The sequence below is a fragment of the Gulosibacter chungangensis genome (genome assembly GCF_008831155.1).
GTDB classification, from domain to species: domain Bacteria; phylum Actinomycetota; class Actinomycetes; order Actinomycetales; family Microbacteriaceae; genus Gulosibacter; species Gulosibacter chungangensis.
On sequence record NZ_WBKB01000004.1, the window covers coordinates 114,150 to 131,446 of the forward strand.

The window sequence follows — 17,297 nt, forward strand, 5'->3', positions numbered from 1 at the left end:
GTCAGGCCGCGTAGGCAGGCAGCGTGGTCAGGCCGCGGTGGCAGGCAGAATAGTCAGGCTGCGGTGGCGGATTGCGGAGACAGGCAGCGCCAGATGAGATGTGCGAGATGCGCCGAAGAGGTAGCCTGAGCGGACCGTTAGCGCAGATGCGTGAGCTTGAATCCCACGCGTACTCGCTCATGCCCATCGTTAGCTAGCCTTTGGGTCGGAAGGTTGGGCCGCGGTTGCTCCAGGACGCGTTCTCGTACCCCGGGATCGGCACCGGTGGATGGGCTTTCCGATAGCCCAGATCGAACCGTTTCCGACCACCTAACCGTGGTTCTCGGGATAGGTCGACGTTGGCGGGTGGAATGAACCACACCGTCCCGCCGCCCTTTCGGATTGCGTTCAGTGCAGCGTTCTTGGTGGTGGCGGGGTCGTGCACGATTCGAATTTCCCAGCCCGCGTGTACCCGCCGGTGGCAGGAGGAGCACAGCAGGATCCCGTTGTCGAGATCGGTGGCGCCCTCGTGGGCGTTCCAGTAGGCGATGTGATGGGCTTCGGTCATCCCGGGCGGGAGGCCGCAGAACGCGCAGCCCCCGTCACGTTCAACCAGCGCCTGGCGTTGTTGGCGGGTGAACAATCGTACTTCGCGGCCCATGTCGAGCACGATCGAGTCCGGCCCGAGCACGATCGGGATCACTCCGGCACCCGCGGCGAGCATGCGGGCGGTTCCGACGTCGATGATTGTGCCGCCGCAGTGTCCGTCGATGGTCGCGATCCGGGTATGCACCCGCGAGGGATAGCCCACGTCTGTGTGGCTGCTGCTGGTGCAGTTGCCGGGAGGTTGGTGGCGGAACGCTTCGGCTGAGTCGTGCTCCGTGCGGTCAGGATCGGCTGGGGTGTCAGCTGCCGGGCACCGGTAAGGTTCGGCAGCTGCGGGTACAGGACCAGCAGGCGCATCCGCAGTAGCCGGCGCTGCGGTGTCGGCAGTTGCCTCGGTGTCGAGTGTCGCCTCGGGTCTGGTCTCAGTGAGTGTGCTCGGTGGGGCGAGCTCGGTGAGGGCATCGGGTGGGAGGAAGTCTTCCAATCCCATGCGCACGACCACGCTCGTGGACGGTCCGGGGAGGTTGGCGAGATCGCAGCCGATGACGTGTTTTGCGAAGTCAACGAACGCGTCGGCCTGGATCTGCGGGATTGTTCTGGTTTCGACGGCGACTTGGTCTCGCCGGTAGGGGTCTTTGGCGAGGTCGTAACGGAAGCTCGCGTCAGGGAACGGGGTGTCTTCACTGAGGTACTCCGGCGCGGGGTTTGTCGCCGCGCTGGCTGCGGATTCAAGCCCCGCAGTATTGGGAGCAGCGGCGCCGGCCGCGGCACCCGCGTCGGCACCCGCGTCGGCACCCGCGTCGGCACCCACGTTGGTGTCAGTGGCAGTACCCGAAGGATCGCTGCTGGTTTCTGGCGCGTCGCTGACCACTGGTGTGTCGCTGGCTGGAGTGTCCTCTCCCGCAGCTGTCGCGGCAGTCCCAGTAGGCGCGGTGGAGGCAGCACCAGCAGCAACGGGCTGGTCGGCACTTGCAGGGTTGGGATGGTTGTGGCCTCGGCAGGCACGCAACGTGCCCGTCACCACCGCTTCGAGGGCATGGCGAATATAGGCGCCGTCGGCGGCGTCGAACTTGCCATTCACGTGGAACATGCCGGTGTCCGCCATCGTGCGGAAGCTCAACCCGCGTTGTTGGCGTTGTGCTTCCAGGGTTGGGGCGAGCCCGTCGGGGTTCACATACCCCTCCAGGTGCGCGATCGCGCTGCGAAACTCGGGGAGCGGGAGCCCGTCGCAGGCGATATCGACTAAGAGTTGTTCGCTTTCATCGATCTCGTCCGGGTCCACCTTCGGGTTTTTGCGGAGTTTTTCGGTGGTGCGCACGATCTCGTTTGCATGCGCGAACCCGAGGTCTCCTGAGCGGACGGCGTCGGCGACGAGCTCGGCTTTCGCGGGGAGGCGTTCGCCGGTGAGGGAGCGCTCGCCGATGATGGCTTTTCCAACCTTGGTGAGTGCGTACACGTCGCGGCGTTCGAGCTGGAGACAGTCCGCGATGAACTGGGGCGTGGAGCGGTAGCCGTATTGGAAGTCGAGTCGTTCGGAGAGTAACTCGCCTCGGCACCGGTGGGCGAGTTCTTGGGCGATTACGGCGAGCATCGCGGACAGTTGCCGGTTCACGGACGAGGCAGCATCGACAAGATCGAAGAGTGTGTTCTGTGGGGCGGTTTCGAGGTCATCTTCGAGCGCGCCAGTGGAGAGTGGAAAGCTGCGGGTATAGGCGTTGGTGAGGTGGGTGAACGACGCGAGTAAGCGGGCGAGGTCACCGTCACCGATCGTCGCGCTACTGGCTGGTGTGTCGGCAGTCGCATCGGAGGGTACGTTTTTGTCGCCGGAATCCTGCGCGCCGGAATCCTGCGTACTGGAATCGGGATCCCTGGAAATGTCGAAGGCGCGGGAGAAGCTAGCACCATCGAACCCGCGCTCGGCATCGAACGCGTCATCGTCATCGAATGGGAACGTTGCGGTGGACACGGTCATGGTGGATCACCTCCCACAGGGCTGGTTACTACTACCAACCCTACAAGAGGTCGAATAGATTAGCTACAAGCTGTCCTCTCTGTTATCGAATAGAGATTCGAGTTTCGAATGCGGTGATGAGCGATTGTTTGGCGAGCGTCTCGCCAAACAAGTGGCCACAATCCCTATCGGTCGCGATGCCGGGCGAATTTCGGAAGCTGCCCCGAAACTGCATCCCGCACTAGAGCAGCGTCGAGGCTTGCCGCAACAAAATCTGCCATCCGCTCATCCAACTCGGATTTAAACGAAAGCTTCATCACGGCACCGAGTTGATCACTGAGTACCTTCGCGGCGTGCTCATAGGTGATCTTCCAGGTCACTTTGGTTCCGCCGGCTGTCTCGTGGAAGTGCCAGCCCTCACCGTAGCTCGCGAGCCACCACGGGCCCTTGACCATTCGATTGCTCGAGAGCTGCCCTGGGAACCAAACGTCATATTCCAGGATCACGCGCCGGCCGTCCTTGACCCGTTCAAATACCTTGACGCCGCGATCGATTGATCGCGCGTCCCCGAGCAGCATTCGCTTTTCCACGTGACTATCCCAGGCAATACGATCCGCGCCGAGGGTGTGTGCGAGCGCGAACGCTTCTTCGGGGGAGAGGGTTACGGTCGCGGTGGCTTCGAGTGAATGCGGCATGCTCCCTAGTGTACGAAGCGGGCCCGGCGTAGAGCGCATCCACGCTCAGGGTGAGAAAACCCTTGTCAGAGTGTCCCGGAATTGTCCAGGAATGCCCTTGCGTTGTCTTAGCGCGCCGCCTCGGTCGGATGCGCTTGAGGGTGTCGGAGGGTTCACATACGGTGAGTTCACCTGGCGCTGGTCGTTATGCCGCCGCGCTCAATGAAGAGAAGGGTCAACCTCAATGTCGTTCAACTCTGTAGATGAACTCCTTTCCGCAATTCAGGCCGAGAACGGGGGCCGTGATGCCATCGACCCCGCCACCGGGGAAGTAATTGCAAGCGTTCCAGTGGCCACCGCCGAAGAGCTTGAGGACGCGGTAAACCGTGCGGAAGCTGCGCAGGTCGACTGGGCCAAGCTCTCGCACGCGCAGCGTAGCGACTACCTCAACAAGGCAGCGGATGCGATTGAGGCAGCAGCAGAGCCCCTCGCGGTACTGCTTTCACGCGAACAGGGTAAGCCGCTGAACGGCCCGAACGCGCGCTTTGAAGTGGGTGCCTGCGCCGCATGGCTGCGCGCGAACGCCGCATTTGAACTCGAGCCCGAGGTCATCGTCGAGGACGACAACGTCCGCTCCGAGATGCACTATGACCCGATCGGAATCGTCGGTGCAATCAGCCCCTGGAACTGGCCCATGATGATCTCGATTTGGCAGTGGGCCCCTTCGCTGCGCATGGGGAACACCGTCGTCGCAAAGCCCGCCAGCTCGACCACACTCTCGGTGCTCGGTCTTGCCGCGGTGATGAACGAGGTGCTTCCGGCCGACGTGCTCAACGTTGTTCCCGCGAACAGCAAGGTGGGCGCCGCCCTGTCGAGCCACCCGAAGATCGGCAAGGTCATGTTCACCGGTTCGACCGAGGTTGGCAAGATTGTCGCTCGTGACGCCGCCGACTCGATCGCGCGCTTGACCCTTGAACTCGGTGGCAACGATGCCGGCATCGTGCTGCCGGGTACCGACGTGAAGGCGATCGCCGAAGGCCTCTTCTGGGGAGCCTTCATCAACACCGGTCAGACCTGTGCCGCGCTGAAGCGCCTCTACGTGCACGAAAACGACTACGACGCCGCTGTCGAAGCGCTCGTAGAGGTCGCCAAGAACATGCCGATGGGTAACGGTCTTGACGAGCAGAACGTGCTCGGTCCGCTGCAGAACAAGGGCCAGTACGAGGTCGTCTCGAAGCTAGTCGAGGCAGCTCGCGAGTCGGGCGCCCGCATTGCGCTCGGCGGTAACCCCGACGAAAACCAGCCCGGCTACTTCTACCCGACCACGATCGTGGCCGACATTGACAACGACAACCCGCTTGTTGCCGAAGAGCAGTTTGGCCCGGCCCTGCCGATCATCAAGTACTCCGATGTTGACCAGGCTATCGAGTGGGCTAACGGCGTCGACGTGGGTCTCGGTTCCTCGGTTTGGGGCACCGACACCGCCGCAGCGGTAGAGGTTGCCAAGCGCCTCGAAGCAGGTACGACCTGGATCAACGGCCACGGTGGTGTTGACCCGCGCATCCCCTTTGGTGGTGCGAAGTCCTCGGGTTACGGCCTTGAGTTCGGCGCAGACGGTCTCAAGGCTGTCGCGCAGCCGCACGTGATCACCGTCAACAAGTAATTACTAGCGGCGAATAACCCAGCACGCGGTCATTGTTCGCCGCATACGCTCCGCAATTTGGCGGTCGGTCCCAGAGGCTGACCGCCAAATTGCGTATTTGGGAGCACCACAGACCGAGACATTCAGACCGCAAAAGTGCCCCCGGGGAGAATCGAACTCCCGCGCACCCTTTAGGAGAGGGATGCTCTATCCACTGAGCTACGGAGGCAACGCGTGTCGGACCGACAGCTTCGAGTGCCGGGTCGGAAGACATGCAACCGCTATCGTACAGCCCGTTTGGGGCTGAATTCTTCCAGAGGATGCGTGAAACTCCCGCGGGGTGAGCGATTCAACGGTGCTCTTCCCCTATCTTGAAGAGCGTGTGGGGGTTTTTCCGTAAGCGAAGCAATAGTCAGGCCGAGAACGATCGAGGTCAGGCGGATAACGCTGCTCCGACGCAGGACACCGAAGAGATATACCGCAACCAAAACCTCGAACTCGACGAGGGCGTTGGCGTCGGTGAAGACCCCTCCCGCTGGCTCGACCAAGTTAAAGAGACTCGCGCCTCGAACCCGAGCAGCGCATCCTCGCCCTTTGCTCCCACCAGGACGGATGACACCGCTGCGGAGGAAGCCGAAACCCCGGAACCCGCACGACGTTCGACCGTAAAACCGGCGACCAAACCCATCACGAGCATCCCCGCACAACCGCTCGACGCTTCACAGTTCGCCCAGGAGTCGCACAAGGAAGCCATGGCGCCTCCCGTCTCAACCGCGAGCAGCGAGTCAACCACAGGCAGCGAGCCTGAAGCAGGGGAGAAGCACGCAAGCCCGCAGCCGCTCGGCGAATCGCTCACCGAAGCGCAGAACCGCTGGCGGGCTGAACTCGAGTCGCTCGGCGGGCACGCCACACAACGAACCTTCCGCGGTCGTCGCGGAACCTACATCGACCTGTCTACCGCGCATCCTTCCGGGATTGCGCCACTGCTCTCGCGACGCCCGGTGAAGCTCTCGAGTCTGCTGCGCGAACCGCTTGCGTTCCGCAACGCGCTCGACTCCGCGATGCTCGTGGCCCAAAAAGGCATCGAGCTCGAAGCTAGTCGCGGGTTGAACACCGTCAAACTCGCCATTGGGTTCGCTTCATGGACCTCGAATAACGGCGAAGTGAACGCGCCGATCTTCTTGCGTGCGGCGGCGCTTCGTCGAGTGGGTCGCGACTATGAAGTACAGCTCACCGGTGCCCTCGCTCCGAATGCGGCCCTGCTGCGGGCACTCTATGAGGATGGCGTCACGCTGCGCGCGAGTGAACTCATGGCCCTCGCCGGCCCCGACGCGACGCTCTTCCCTGAGGACGCCTTCGACCGTCTACGCGAACTCGGCAGCATCCTGCCCGGATTCGATATCGACTCGCGCGCCCTCGTAGCCACCTTCGCGGAAGTCTCCGAAGCGATGCTGGCGGATGCCGAGCAGCTCAATCACGCGGTGCTGGATGCGCTCGCCGGTCACCCCGGTGCGCGCGATCAGCTCGGCGCCGCCATGCACACCGAAACAAGCGTCAACCCCGATCGGCGCGACCCCTCGAGCGATCGACTGCTGCTGGATGCTGACACCGAGCAGGAGCGGGTGGTCGACACCATCTTGGGCGGCTCCAATTTCGTGGTGGAAGCGCTCCCAGGTACGGGCGTCACCCAGACCGTGGTGAACGCGATCGGCCAACTGGTGGACCGCGGTCGCCGGGTGCTCGTCGTCTCGCCCCGGTCCGCATCCACGCGAGCGATCCGGGCCCGCCTGAAGCAGACCGGCCTCGACGGACTCGCGGTCTCGCCGCGCACCCTGCGCCGCGACCTCATCGCCGGGATCACCCGCAACGAGCGCGCCGAACGTCCCAACACCGCCGACCTTGATGACGCCCTCGTGCGGCTGCGTCACGTCCTTGCGGACTATCGCAGCGCTTTGAGCCGCCCAACTCCTGAATTCGGCGTCTCACCGCTGGATGTGCTGGAGGCGCTGAGCCGGCTCGAGCTGCTCGATATCCCACCGTCAACCACCGCTCGGCTTGAGCGAGAGGTGCTCATTCGGCTCGCGAATAAATCAGATCGGGAAGCCATCGCGGAGCGACTGCGCGAGCTCGGGGAACTCGGCCAATTCCGCTTTGGTCCCGAGGACTCGCCCTGGTATGCCGTGCAGTTCGGCTCCACCGAAGATGTTTCGCAGGTCCACGGTGCCGCCGTCGCGCTTGCCGATGGCCGCACCCGCGAGACAATCGACCAGGGGCTGAAAATCGTCACGCAGACCAATCTGCGGATGCCGGAAACCTATGCGGAACTTGGTGTCTATCTGCGCCTGCTCGCGGATATCCGCGAGACGCTAGATCGCTTCAAACCCGAAGTGTTCGATGCGGAACTCGCGGAACTCATCGACGCGACGAGCCCCCGCCGAGACCCAAACTCCACTATTCCGAACGCTCGCCGCCGCGAACTGCGCAATCTCGCGCGCGAATACGTGCGCCCGGGAACGCCCATCGCGGATTTGCACGAGTCGCTGAAATACGTGCAGCGGCAACGCATCCTGTGGCACCGTTACGTGCAGGATGCGGCACAGCCCAATGTGCCAATCGGTATCGAGCAGGCGCGCACCCAGTGGCGCGAGATTTCGGCGCTCATGCGCACCGTGGATGATGCCCTCACCGATGTCGGTGAGGTCGCCCTCGCGGATACCCCGCTTGAAGAGCTCGATGAGCGACTGGATGGCTTTGCGGCGGAATCCGAAGTGCTCGATAACGCGGTGGAACGCCTGCAGCTGAGCGAACAGCTCCACGCAGATGGGCTCGGCGGTCTGCTCGATGACCTCGCCGAACGCCACCTCGAAGCCGAGGTTGTCGGGGATGAGCTTGAACTCGCCTGGTGGCAATCCGTGCTGGAAGAGCAGCTCACTACTGAAAAGGCGCTGCTGAACGCGAATACTCGCGTGCTCACGAGACTCGAGGCAGATTTCCGCGTGGTGGACGAGGCCCACACCGAGTCGAGCGCGCAACAGCTGGCGTGGCAGCTCGCACAGGCGTGGAAGGTCGCGCTCGTGGACGAATCAGACGGTGCGCAGGCGCTGCGCGAATTGCTGCGCAACAGTGGCGTATCGGCAACCCGACTGGTCAATCGCGCGGGCCCGATAGCCAGCACGCTCGCACAGGTGTGGATTGCCACTCCCTACGATGTCCCGCGGATTGATGATCGCATCCGCTTTGACACGGTGCTGCTTGTCGACGCCGCCGCATTCTCCACAGCCGAAGCGGTGGGCGCGATTCGGCGTGCCAAGCAGGTCGTGGCCTTCGGTGATCCGGTTACGCAATTCCCCTCACCGTTCACGGTCGGGGTCAAGCCCATGCTCGACCAAAAGCGTGAGCTGCACAGCGTGGATGCCGCGGAACTGGCGCGCCTGGAAGCCGATTCGGCCTATGCTCGGCTCGCCGAGTTCCTCCCGACAATTTCGCTCACGCGTTCCTACCGGGCCGGGGGAGAGGACCTCGCCGAGCTCGTCAACGAGCGCTTCTACGGTGGCCGGATGCAATCCATGCCCTGGGCGGGCGCGTTCCTCGGTCACTCCTCCCTGACGTACTCCTACGTCGAAGGCGGCACGGGACTTCCCGACCAAGACTCGGGTGCGGTCGAAGCCACGGATGCGGAGGTTACGCGAGTCGTGGAACTCGTCGTCGACCACGCGCTGCGTCGCACGCGCGAGTCGCTGATGGTGGTGAGCGCCTCCGCGGCGCACGTGCAGCGTGTCGAGCAGGCGGTGTGGTCCGCAGTGTCGAAGCGCGCGGATGTCACCGATTTCTTCACCCGACCGCGCAATGAGCCCTTCGTGGTGACCACGATCGAAGGTGCCGCCGCACAGTCACGCGATCGCGTGATCTTCTCACTCGGGTACGGGATCACCCCGCACGGGCGGGTGCTGTCCGAATTCGGCATCCTCGGCACCCCACTCGGCGAGAAGGCCCTCGCGATCGCGATGACACGCGCACGTCGATCCCTCGTGATCGTCACCTGCGTGCGCGCTGATCAGATGGATATCAACCGGATGTCCGCCGGGGCCATTGGCCTGGCGCAAATCCTCACCGAGCTGGCGGAGCGCACCGAACGTCCGGGCGCTTCGGCGCCGTTGGATGAGCAGCGCACACCGATGCTCGTTGACCTCGCGCGACGGCTCGGAAGTTTCGGGATGCACGTGGCCCTGGACTATCGAGGGCGCGTTCCGCTGGCCGCATCCTATGGCAATCGCGCGATTGCGATTGATCTCGAGGGTCGCGTGACCACGGCGGGACGCGTCACCACGCTGCGCGAATCCCTCCGTCTGCGCCCCGAATTGCTCAAGCGGCTTGGGTGGTACTACCTGCGCGTGCACGCCTTTGAGCTGTTTGCCAATCCCGAATCGGTGGCCCGTCGAATTGCGGTCGCGCTCGAAGTGCCTATGCCGGAAGAACGCGAGCCGATTGCTGGCGAAATCACCGACGGGACGGATGCTGATACGGTTCAGTCTCAGGGCGAACTTACCGCGCTCAGCAGCTCGGTACCGCGTCGCCCCAATCAATTCGACGCCGAAGACTCTGCCGCGGAGGAATTTTCCGACCCGGTGGCCGCGTTAGACGAAGTGTCTGCGTCTGAAGCAACGACGCAACCCCAGGATGCCGGCGGCCACGGTGACGAGGACGACAGCATCGAATTGAGTGAGACAGCGATCAGCAACCCGAGGAATGCCACGTCCGCGCAAACGCCGGAGTAACGCGCAGGAACATAAGAGAGAAATGGCACGTCAACCACGTCGTGTACGCACCGCACCTCAGCCCGGTGTTGACCCCACCCCACAGAAATTCCCGGCAACCGTTGGGCGACCGGAAACCATCCGTGCCGTCGCAGCTGCTGAAGACCGACTCGATGCCTGGGGTGAGCGGACCGTGCAGGATAATGAAGGCCTAAACATTCGAGAAGATACCGTCGACTCGAACGATGACCGGCTGCGCGAGAATATCCCACCCCACAATGTCTAAGCGCGATATGTCTGAGCGCGATTTTCCGGAGCGCGACATGTCTGAGCGTGATAAGTCCGAGCGTGAAATTCCCGAACGAGACACGACTGATCGCGACACGCCTGAACCTGCGGTCTCCAGTAACGGCATACCTGAACGCGACGCACCTGGCGGCGAGGTGACCGTCGGCGAAAGCTGCAAGCAGGACCGCATCGAAACGCGACGCGAATTAGTTTCGCTCGAAACCAGCATGTTGCCGCTGCCGAGCCCGAAGGAAATCGCACCGGAACGCATCCCGGCCGAAATTTGGTTGCTGCTGAGCGCCACCTTCTTTATCGCCGTGGGCTTTGGTCTGGTGGTGCCCGTGCTGCCGCAATATGCCGATTCCTTCGATGTGGGTGCGACGCTCGTGTCCGTCGTGGTCAGTGCGTTTGCGTTTATGCGCCTCGTCACCGCACCGTTCGCGGGGCCCCTCGTGGAAAGAATTGGCGAACGAACCATCTACGTGCTGGGGCTGATTATTGTCGCCGGTTCAAGCTTCGCGACGGCGTTCGCGGGCGACTATCTGCAATTGCTGATCTTCCGCGGACTCGGTGGGATTGGTTCGGCGATGTTCACGATCGCCTCATCGTCAATGATCGTGAAATTCGCCCCACCGTCCCTGCGCGGGAAGATATCTTCGCTTTGGGGCGGGATGTTCCTCATCGGCAATATTTCGGGTCCAATTTTCGGCGGCATCCTCGGCCAAATGGGGTTGCGCGTGCCGTTCATTGTCTATGGCGCGGCCCTGCTGGTCGCGGCTGCCATTGTCGGCTTCATGCTTGGTCGAAATGACGGCAAAGACGGTTCCGCGGCGATGCTGAAGAAGCGCCTACCGCCCTTCTTGATGCGGGATGCTCTGGCCGTTCCCGCTTATCGGGCTTCGCTTACCTTTGGCTTTGCGAATGGATGGGCGAATTTTGGTATGCGCGCCGCGGTAGTGCCGTTATTTGTGAGTCAGATCATCAACGACGAGCCCTGGGCGGCGGGCGCGGTTGTGGCGGCAAATGCCGTGGGCAATGTGCTGGCCCTGCAGTGGTCGGGACGCGCGAGCGACCGACTCGGACGCAAGCCGCTGATCATCGCGGGATTGATCGTCGCGAGCTTGGGACTGCTCGCGCTCACCTTCGGTGCGGACCTCTGGTATGTCTTGCTCGTCAGTGCGATCGGTGGTGCCGGTTCGGGCCTCTGTGCGCCCACGCAACAAGCCGCGATGGCCGACATTATTGGTCGTGAACGCTCGGGCGGCCGAGCGCTCAGCAGCTATCAAATGACGCAGGACCTTGGCCAAATTATTGGACCGATCATCGCGGGGCTGATCATTGATTTCGCCGGATACGAATGGACCTTCGTGCTCGGGGCCGTAATTTTGCTCATCCCGGCATTCGCCTGGATTGGTGCTAAGGACACCCTGCCCGATTCGGTCAAGCAGGCCGCACGGAAGGGGTAAACTACGCCGCGCGGGACCGTCGCCGGATAAGAAAATTCCCCGTTGCAAAGTTCACAGCGGATCGTGCAACGGGGAATTTCGCCTTCGCGAGGATTGCCAGGAATTACTTTCCCTGACCCTCGCGCGCTGCGAGCAGATCGCGAATCTCGGTGAGCAGGTCGGTCTCGGTAACCTCGGCCTCTTCTTCAGAAGGCTTGTGGCCGTGCTTGCGCTCGTAGGCCTTCTCGTTGAACTTGTTGATCGGCAGCACGATGCAGAAGTACACCACGGCCGCGATCAGCAGGAAGTTAATAATTGCGGCAATAACGCTACCGATACCGAAGTTGATGCCGGCGATCTGGAGCGTCGCGTCTGCGATGGCGTCAGCGTTGAAGAGTGCTGCAATCAGCGGATCGAAGATGCCGCCAACGAGGGCATCCACGATCGACGTAAATGCCGCACCGATAATCACGGCTACGGCGAGGTCAATTACATTACCGCGAGCGATAAATTCCTTAAAGCCTTTCACAGCTCCTCCTTCAGTTCACTGAGATCTAATTGGGTAAACGCAGGCACAGCATAGTCACGGGCCTGCCTCCAAAATCAACCAACTCGAGAACTATTGCGCGCTTTCAACCTGAAATTGTCCTTTGGGCGTCACAATTCCGTCGACCGGCCGATCATGTAATTCCCGTGGCACAGCATCCACCACTTCATCCTCATGAACCAGCGCGAATACCGGTACCGTTCGACCCACAAGCGCTCGGTCATAGAACCCACCACCCCACCCCAGCCGATAACCCTGCCGGTCGACGAGCGCTGCGGGCACAATAATCAGCTCCGCCGTGGCCAAAGCATCCCCCGGTTCAGTGGGGCCCACCGGCTCGGGTACCCGCAGCAGTGGATGCTGGCGCTCTGCTCCCGTATCCAAAACCCACTTGAGTCTGCCCTCGGGTTTGGCAACCGGCAGCAGCACTTCAATCTCGTGATCGCGGGCTCGTTGAAGGAAATCCCGCGTGGGGACCTCCACCGGGGACGACAGAAAACAGGCCACCCGACGGGCGCGATGCTCGTGCACGAGCGCGAGTAATGCATCCGCCACAGGGGCCGCCAACGCAGCGATATCGGCAGCCTTGCGTCTCGCTCGCAACTCGCGAACGCGGGCGCGCAGACGCTTCTTCTCGGCGATCACTGTTTCGAGCATGAGGCCAGGGTACGTCGACGCGACCATTTTGCCGGGTAGTATCCCCATCATGACTTCACAGGTGACGAAGGCAGTAATTCCTGCGGCTGGACTGGGCACGCGATTCCTGCCGGCGACGAAAGCAATCCCGAAGGAAATGCTGCCGGTTGTTGATCGACCGGCAATTCAATACGTCGTTGAGGAAGCGGTGAACGCGAATCTTCGCGACCTGCTGATGGTGACCGGGCGGAACAAGACGCCGCTTGAAAACCACTTCGACCGGGTACCGGCGCTGGAAACGGCACTCAAGCAGCGCGGCGATGATGCACGACTCAATGCCGTCCGGCACGCTTCGGATCTTGCGGATGTCCACTATCTACGGCAGGGGGATCCGCTCGGGCTCGGCCACGCAGTGCTGCGCGCACACCAGCACGTAGGTGACAATTCCTTCGCGGTGCTGCTGGGTGACGACATCATCGACGATGACGGGGAACTGCTGCGCGAGATGCTCGAAATCCACGCGAAAACCGGCGCGAGCGTCATTGCCGTGCAGGAGGTGCCCGAAGAACAGGTTTCCTCCTACGGCGTTGTTGCGCCGAGTAAGGTGAACGGCGAATTCGAAACAGCGAATGAAGGCGACGCCTGGCCTGCGGTATGGGTCGACGCACTCGTTGAGAAGCCAGCGCCCGAACTTGCACCGTCGAACTACGCGATTATCGGCCGCTACGTGCTGCGCCCGGAGGTCTTTGAGGTGCTCAAGCGAACCGCGCCGGGGCGCGGCGGAGAGATCCAGCTTACGGATGCGCTGCAAGAGCTGGCCGCGCGCCGCGAAGATTTTGGTGGCGTGATCGCCGTGATCTTCCGCGGTCGCCGCTACGACACCGGGAACAAGCTTGACTACCTCAAGGCGAACATCGAACTCGCGGTGGCGCATCCCGAGATTGGCGAGCAGGTAAGTGAATGGATTCAGGAGTACGTGAGAACTCTCCCGAACACACGGTAGAGGCGCTGATGTTGAGTAACGGGGCACCTTTCGTGCCGACTATTGACGACGGTGAATTGCGCATCCGCAGTATTCGCACGCGGGATGCTCGCGAACTTGAGCGGGTTTTGCTCGAGAATCGCCCGTGGCTGCAGCCGTGGGAAGCGACGCTTCCCGGCGGCGGCGGCCGATGGAATGTGCGCGGGTCGATTCGGTCCCTGCTCGATCAGGCGTCGGCACGCACCGCCATGCCGTTCATCTTGGAGGTGGACGGCGCAATTGTTGGCCAGCTCACGGTCTCCAACATTCAATACGGCGCGGTCTCTTCCGCATCACTCGGGTACTGGGTTGCGCAATCGGTGGCCGGACGCGGCTATACCCCGGCGGCGGTCGCGGCAGTGACGGACTACTGCTTTAACACCATCGGTCTGCACCGAATGGAAATCTGCATTCGCCCGGAAAACCACCCTTCGCTGCGGATCGTAGAAAAACTTGGTTTTCGATACGAAGGGCGACGCAATCGATACATCCATATCGATGGAGACTGGCGAGACCACTACTGTTTCGCGCTCGTGCGGGAAGAAGTGCCGCGCGGCATTCTCAACCGCTGGCGAGACGGACAAGTTGACGAATCGGTGGCGGCGCACCCGGAAACCCCGCCGCGCTCGGATGCTTAGCCGAGGCAGGTGCTCCACCACGCTCGGATGGTCCGTCGAGCCGGGGTCCTCGCACCGAGCCAGGGCGATAGAACACCACGGCTCGGTGAATGCACCACGTCTCGATGATGTGACTGCACCTCTCGGTGACGCGGCGGCACGTGTGGGCGACGCGGCTCGCTGTTTGGCTGATGCAGCAGCACGTCTCGGCGACGCGACAACCTGCCTCGGAGACACAGCTGCCCGTGCAGGCGAAGGGTAATTCGCGTCGAGATGGGCGCGCATTGGATTTCGAAATCTGGTTCGAATTTCTGCTGATCAAGCTGAATTTTTCCCCAGAACGACGGACACTCCAATCACAATCGTCACAATATTCACAATCACTCCTACGGTTGTCCGCATGTGGGAATTTGGGGGAGCCAGCGGCATCGCGCTTGTGCTGGTCGCGTTGCTCTGGGTGGGAATCCTCGCCCCGGGCTGGGTGCGTGAGCACAACGCGCGCTCCTCACAGCGCAACGCCATCCGGCTACAGCAAACGCTGCGGGCAATGGCGGCCACGAGCGAAACCCCCGAAGTAGTTGAACTTGAGGCGAAGGCCCGTACGGTTCGGGTAAAGCAGCGCGAACTGAAGCAGGTGCGCAAGATCGAGGCAGAGGCGCATCGCGCAGCAGCACGTGCCGAAGCCGAGCGACGTGAAGTTGAGGCGCGGCTCGGTAAGGCACGCGCTGAGCAGGAGCTTCGTGAGTCAAACCTGCGCGCGGAGGCGTGGCGGCTTGCCGCCGAAGCCCGCGAGGCGAGACTTGAAGAAGAACGAAAGGTAGCGGAGGAAGCCATGGCAGACGTGAACGCACGACGGGAAGCTGCGGCACGGGCTCGTGCGGCTGCGGCAGCCGCGGAGGCACGCGAGGCCGAACTCCGCTCGGAGGGACAGTGCGCCGCTGATCGGTGGGCCAACGGCGCCTCCGGTTCGGTGCGCGCCATGGAACGTCGCTTGACCGGCGAGGCGCCGGCAATCCGGTCGAAACCCGAATCGGAAGCCGCAGCCCGCCGACGTCGCGGTCGACTCACCTCGACGCTCGTTGGGTTCTTTGGCCTCGTTGTCGCGGCCCTGGGGCTCGGTGGTGTTGCCGCCGGATGGGGTGTCGCGGTATTGGTCTTCGGCCTACTTGCGACCGGTGTCTCGGTGTGGATGCTCTCCCGGATTAACCGGGTCTGGCAAGCCCAGCTGCGGGCCCGAGCGCAGCGCCAGCAGAGCGTGGTGCGACAGGTCTCCGAAGCGGTTCCGGAAGCTCGCGTGTCACCGACGCCGCAGGAATTGGTGATCTATGACGTGGAGCCCTCGCAGAGTGCCCCGGCAGCATCCAGCGAGGAGAGCTGGACGCCCGTACCCGTGCCGCGTCCGCTCTACCTTGACCGCGCCACAGCGCAGCCCACGAACCCAGAAGGTCCGGATGATGGGCCAAAGGTCACCGACGCCGACATCATGGAACTGCTCCGCGAAGAAGCACGAAAGTCGGCCAATGCGCTTCGCGCCACCCACGCCGAAATTCCCGCACTGCCAAACCGAGCCGCACAAGATGACCACGCATCAGTCGGTGCAGTGCAGCAAACCACACCGGCGGAGATGGGGCAGCAGACTGCGGTCGCCGAACAAGAACCACCGGCCGCAGAACGCATCCAACCAATCACCGTGAGTTCGAGCGGTAAATGGTCGGAAGTTGGCAACTTGGAAGCGCTCGTGGGGGAGTACGGCGAGGGCGAGTTGACGAATCTCGACAGCGTGCTGCGCCGTCGACGTGCAGGCTAGTGCGCGCAACACAACGCAGATGTTCATGCACCCATTCGGGGTGAACTAGCATGGAACATCGATCGTGCCCACGATCGATGATTTCCGGGAGACGTGATGGCGAAGAACTCATCGTTCAATGACCCATTTGACGAGACAAATGACTCGTCTCTGAATGTCGACCCCGGAGTATTTGACTCCGCTGGCCCCGCCGATGTCCGCACCGGCGCCACCAACGCGCGCGCGAGTCAAGGCGGACTGCTCGCTTCCTGGCAAGCCACCTCGCGCGAGCGCAAAGTGAACTTGATCGCCGCGGTTGCCGCGGCTCTCGTAGTTCTGCTGATTCTGCCTGCGGTGATCTCGCTGATCGGCGCTGGGCGTCGGGATGCTCTGGCTGCGGAGCAAGCCCAGGCCTCCGAAATCAACATTGTGGTGGTTTCGGATGAGATGAAAGCTGCCGAGGATTCGGTCTCGGTGGTGCTTGGGGCATTCGCGATGTCTTCGGCGTTCACTCCCGAAGCCGAGCGTGAGCAGATGCGTTCGCGACTTGATGACATGAGTGACGCGGTCTCGACAAACGACGCCGGAAAAGCTGAGCAGCAGGCGAACAAGATTCGCGAATACTTCGTGGATACCTATGCTCCAGCGCTCGCCGGCAACGTGGAATCACTTCAGGGTGAGTGGTACGGCGGTTCCTGGGACAGCTTCGCTGAAGTTGATGCGGCTACCGAAAAAGTAACCTCCAACTTGAGTGACGACAAGATTGATGCGCTCGGTGCCGCCGTGATCGAACTCGCGAATGCCCTCGGTGTGCTGCGCGAGGAGCACTATGCGAGCCTGTCGACCTACGTGCCGCCTCCCGAGCCAGAGACGACCACCGAACCGGAACCGACCACCGAGCCGGAAGAAACCGAAGAAGAACCCGAGGAGACCGTCGAAGAGCCCGAAGAGCCCGAAGGGCCGGAGGAGGACGCCGCGAGTGACGCGGCAGAGGATGCTGCGGCTGACGCCAGCGGTATCGGTGGCTCCGATGCGGCATCTGATGGCAGTAGTGACTCCAACGGCGGATCCGCGAGTGGCGGTGCCAATGGTGGCTCGTCAAACTCCGATAGCGATGGCAATGCTTCGGGAGAGACCGGCGGCCCGGGCGGATTCGGCGGTCGCTAGCGGGAACGTGACCTTGCGGGGTTCAGCGCAGTGGTAAAGTTACTGACTGTTCCCGCATTTGGGGCTATGGCGCAGTTGGTAGCGCGTCTCGTTCGCAATGAGAAGGTCAGGGGTTCGAATCCCCTTAGCTCCACTGTGAAAATGACCCCGACTTCGGCACTATGGTGCGGAAGTCGGGGTCATT

The 17,297-nt window shown here is 62.5% G+C and carries 12 protein-coding genes and 2 tRNA genes; 9 read left to right on the forward strand and 5 right to left on the reverse strand.

All coding sequences use genetic code 11. The features are described from left to right. Positions 1–193 precede the first annotated feature (193 nt). Both F8O05_RS07740 and F8O05_RS07745 read right to left on the reverse strand, forming a co-directional pair. Positions 194–2,557 (reverse strand): HNH endonuclease, encoded by a 2,364-nt coding sequence (locus F8O05_RS07740; RefSeq protein ID WP_158052178.1) that lies wholly within the window; start codon positions 2,555–2,557, stop codon positions 194–196. A 164-nt stretch (positions 2,558–2,721) separates the two neighbouring features. After that, entirely contained in the window at positions 2,722–3,231 is a 510-nt protein-coding gene (locus F8O05_RS07745) for an SRPBCC family protein (protein ID WP_192497085.1), read from the reverse strand. A 223-nt stretch (positions 3,232–3,454) separates the two neighbouring features. On the opposite strand from F8O05_RS07745, the gene F8O05_RS07750 reads away from it, so the two are divergent. Then, positions 3,455–4,873 carry an aldehyde dehydrogenase family protein gene (locus tag F8O05_RS07750; protein WP_158052180.1) on the forward strand — a complete coding sequence of 473 codons (1,419 nt, stop codon included), beginning with the start codon at positions 3,455–3,457 and terminating at the stop codon, positions 4,871–4,873. A gap of 136 nt (positions 4,874–5,009) precedes the next feature. On the opposite strand, the gene F8O05_RS07755 is transcribed toward F8O05_RS07750, so the two are convergent. Beyond that, positions 5,010–5,081 (reverse strand) — tRNA-Arg (locus F8O05_RS07755). Positions 5,082–5,232: 151 nt separating this feature from the next. Between F8O05_RS07755 and F8O05_RS07760 the strand changes: the two genes are divergently transcribed. From F8O05_RS07760 to F8O05_RS07770, 3 genes are read left to right on the forward strand one after another with little or no spacing between them, the layout of a single operon-like run. After that, positions 5,233–9,627 (forward strand): DEAD/DEAH box helicase, encoded by a 4,395-nt coding sequence (locus tag F8O05_RS07760; RefSeq protein WP_158052181.1) that lies wholly within the window; start codon positions 5,233–5,235, stop codon positions 9,625–9,627. Between the two features lie 22 nt (positions 9,628–9,649). Further along, complete coding sequence (locus tag F8O05_RS07765) at positions 9,650–9,892, forward strand: hypothetical protein (protein ID WP_158052182.1); 243 nt, start codon at positions 9,650–9,652, stop codon at positions 9,890–9,892. A gap of 37 nt (positions 9,893–9,929) precedes the next feature. Continuing rightward, positions 9,930–11,360: an MFS transporter gene (locus F8O05_RS07770; RefSeq protein WP_225735794.1), complete on the forward strand. Its 1,431-nt coding sequence runs from the start codon at positions 9,930–9,932 to the stop codon at positions 11,358–11,360. 103 nt (positions 11,361–11,463) lie between these two features. On the opposite strand, the gene mscL is transcribed toward F8O05_RS07770, so the two are convergent. Together mscL and F8O05_RS07780 are read right to left on the reverse strand one after the other, a co-directional pair. Continuing rightward, complete coding sequence (mscL, locus tag F8O05_RS07775; RefSeq protein WP_158052183.1) at positions 11,464–11,868, reverse strand: large conductance mechanosensitive channel protein MscL; 405 nt, start codon at positions 11,866–11,868, stop codon at positions 11,464–11,466. Between the two features lie 90 nt (positions 11,869–11,958). Beyond that, the gene (locus F8O05_RS07780) at positions 11,959–12,543 is read right to left on the reverse strand and encodes a 5-formyltetrahydrofolate cyclo-ligase (protein WP_192497086.1); all 585 of its coding nucleotides are present in this window, start codon (positions 12,541–12,543) and stop codon (positions 11,959–11,961) included. A gap of 49 nt (positions 12,544–12,592) precedes the next feature. On the opposite strand from F8O05_RS07780, the gene galU reads away from it, so the two are divergent. The 5 genes from galU (at position 12,593) to F8O05_RS07805 (ending at position 17,246) form a co-directional block, all read left to right on the forward strand. After that, complete coding sequence (galU, locus tag F8O05_RS07785; protein WP_158052185.1) at positions 12,593–13,525, forward strand: UTP--glucose-1-phosphate uridylyltransferase GalU; 933 nt, start codon at positions 12,593–12,595, stop codon at positions 13,523–13,525. Between the two features lie 8 nt (positions 13,526–13,533). Next, entirely contained in the window at positions 13,534–14,181 is a 648-nt protein-coding gene (locus tag F8O05_RS07790; RefSeq protein WP_158052331.1) for a GNAT family N-acetyltransferase, read from the forward strand. 379 nt (positions 14,182–14,560) lie between these two features. Further along, positions 14,561–15,967 (forward strand): RAD23 family protein, encoded by a 1,407-nt coding sequence (locus tag F8O05_RS07795; protein WP_158052186.1) that lies wholly within the window; start codon positions 14,561–14,563, stop codon positions 15,965–15,967. Between the two features lie 96 nt (positions 15,968–16,063). Further along, positions 16,064–17,113 (forward strand): hypothetical protein, encoded by a 1,050-nt coding sequence (locus tag F8O05_RS07800; protein ID WP_158052187.1) that lies wholly within the window; start codon positions 16,064–16,066, stop codon positions 17,111–17,113. A 60-nt stretch (positions 17,114–17,173) separates the two neighbouring features. Continuing rightward, positions 17,174–17,246 (forward strand) — tRNA-Ala (locus F8O05_RS07805). Positions 17,247–17,297 lie beyond the last annotated feature (51 nt).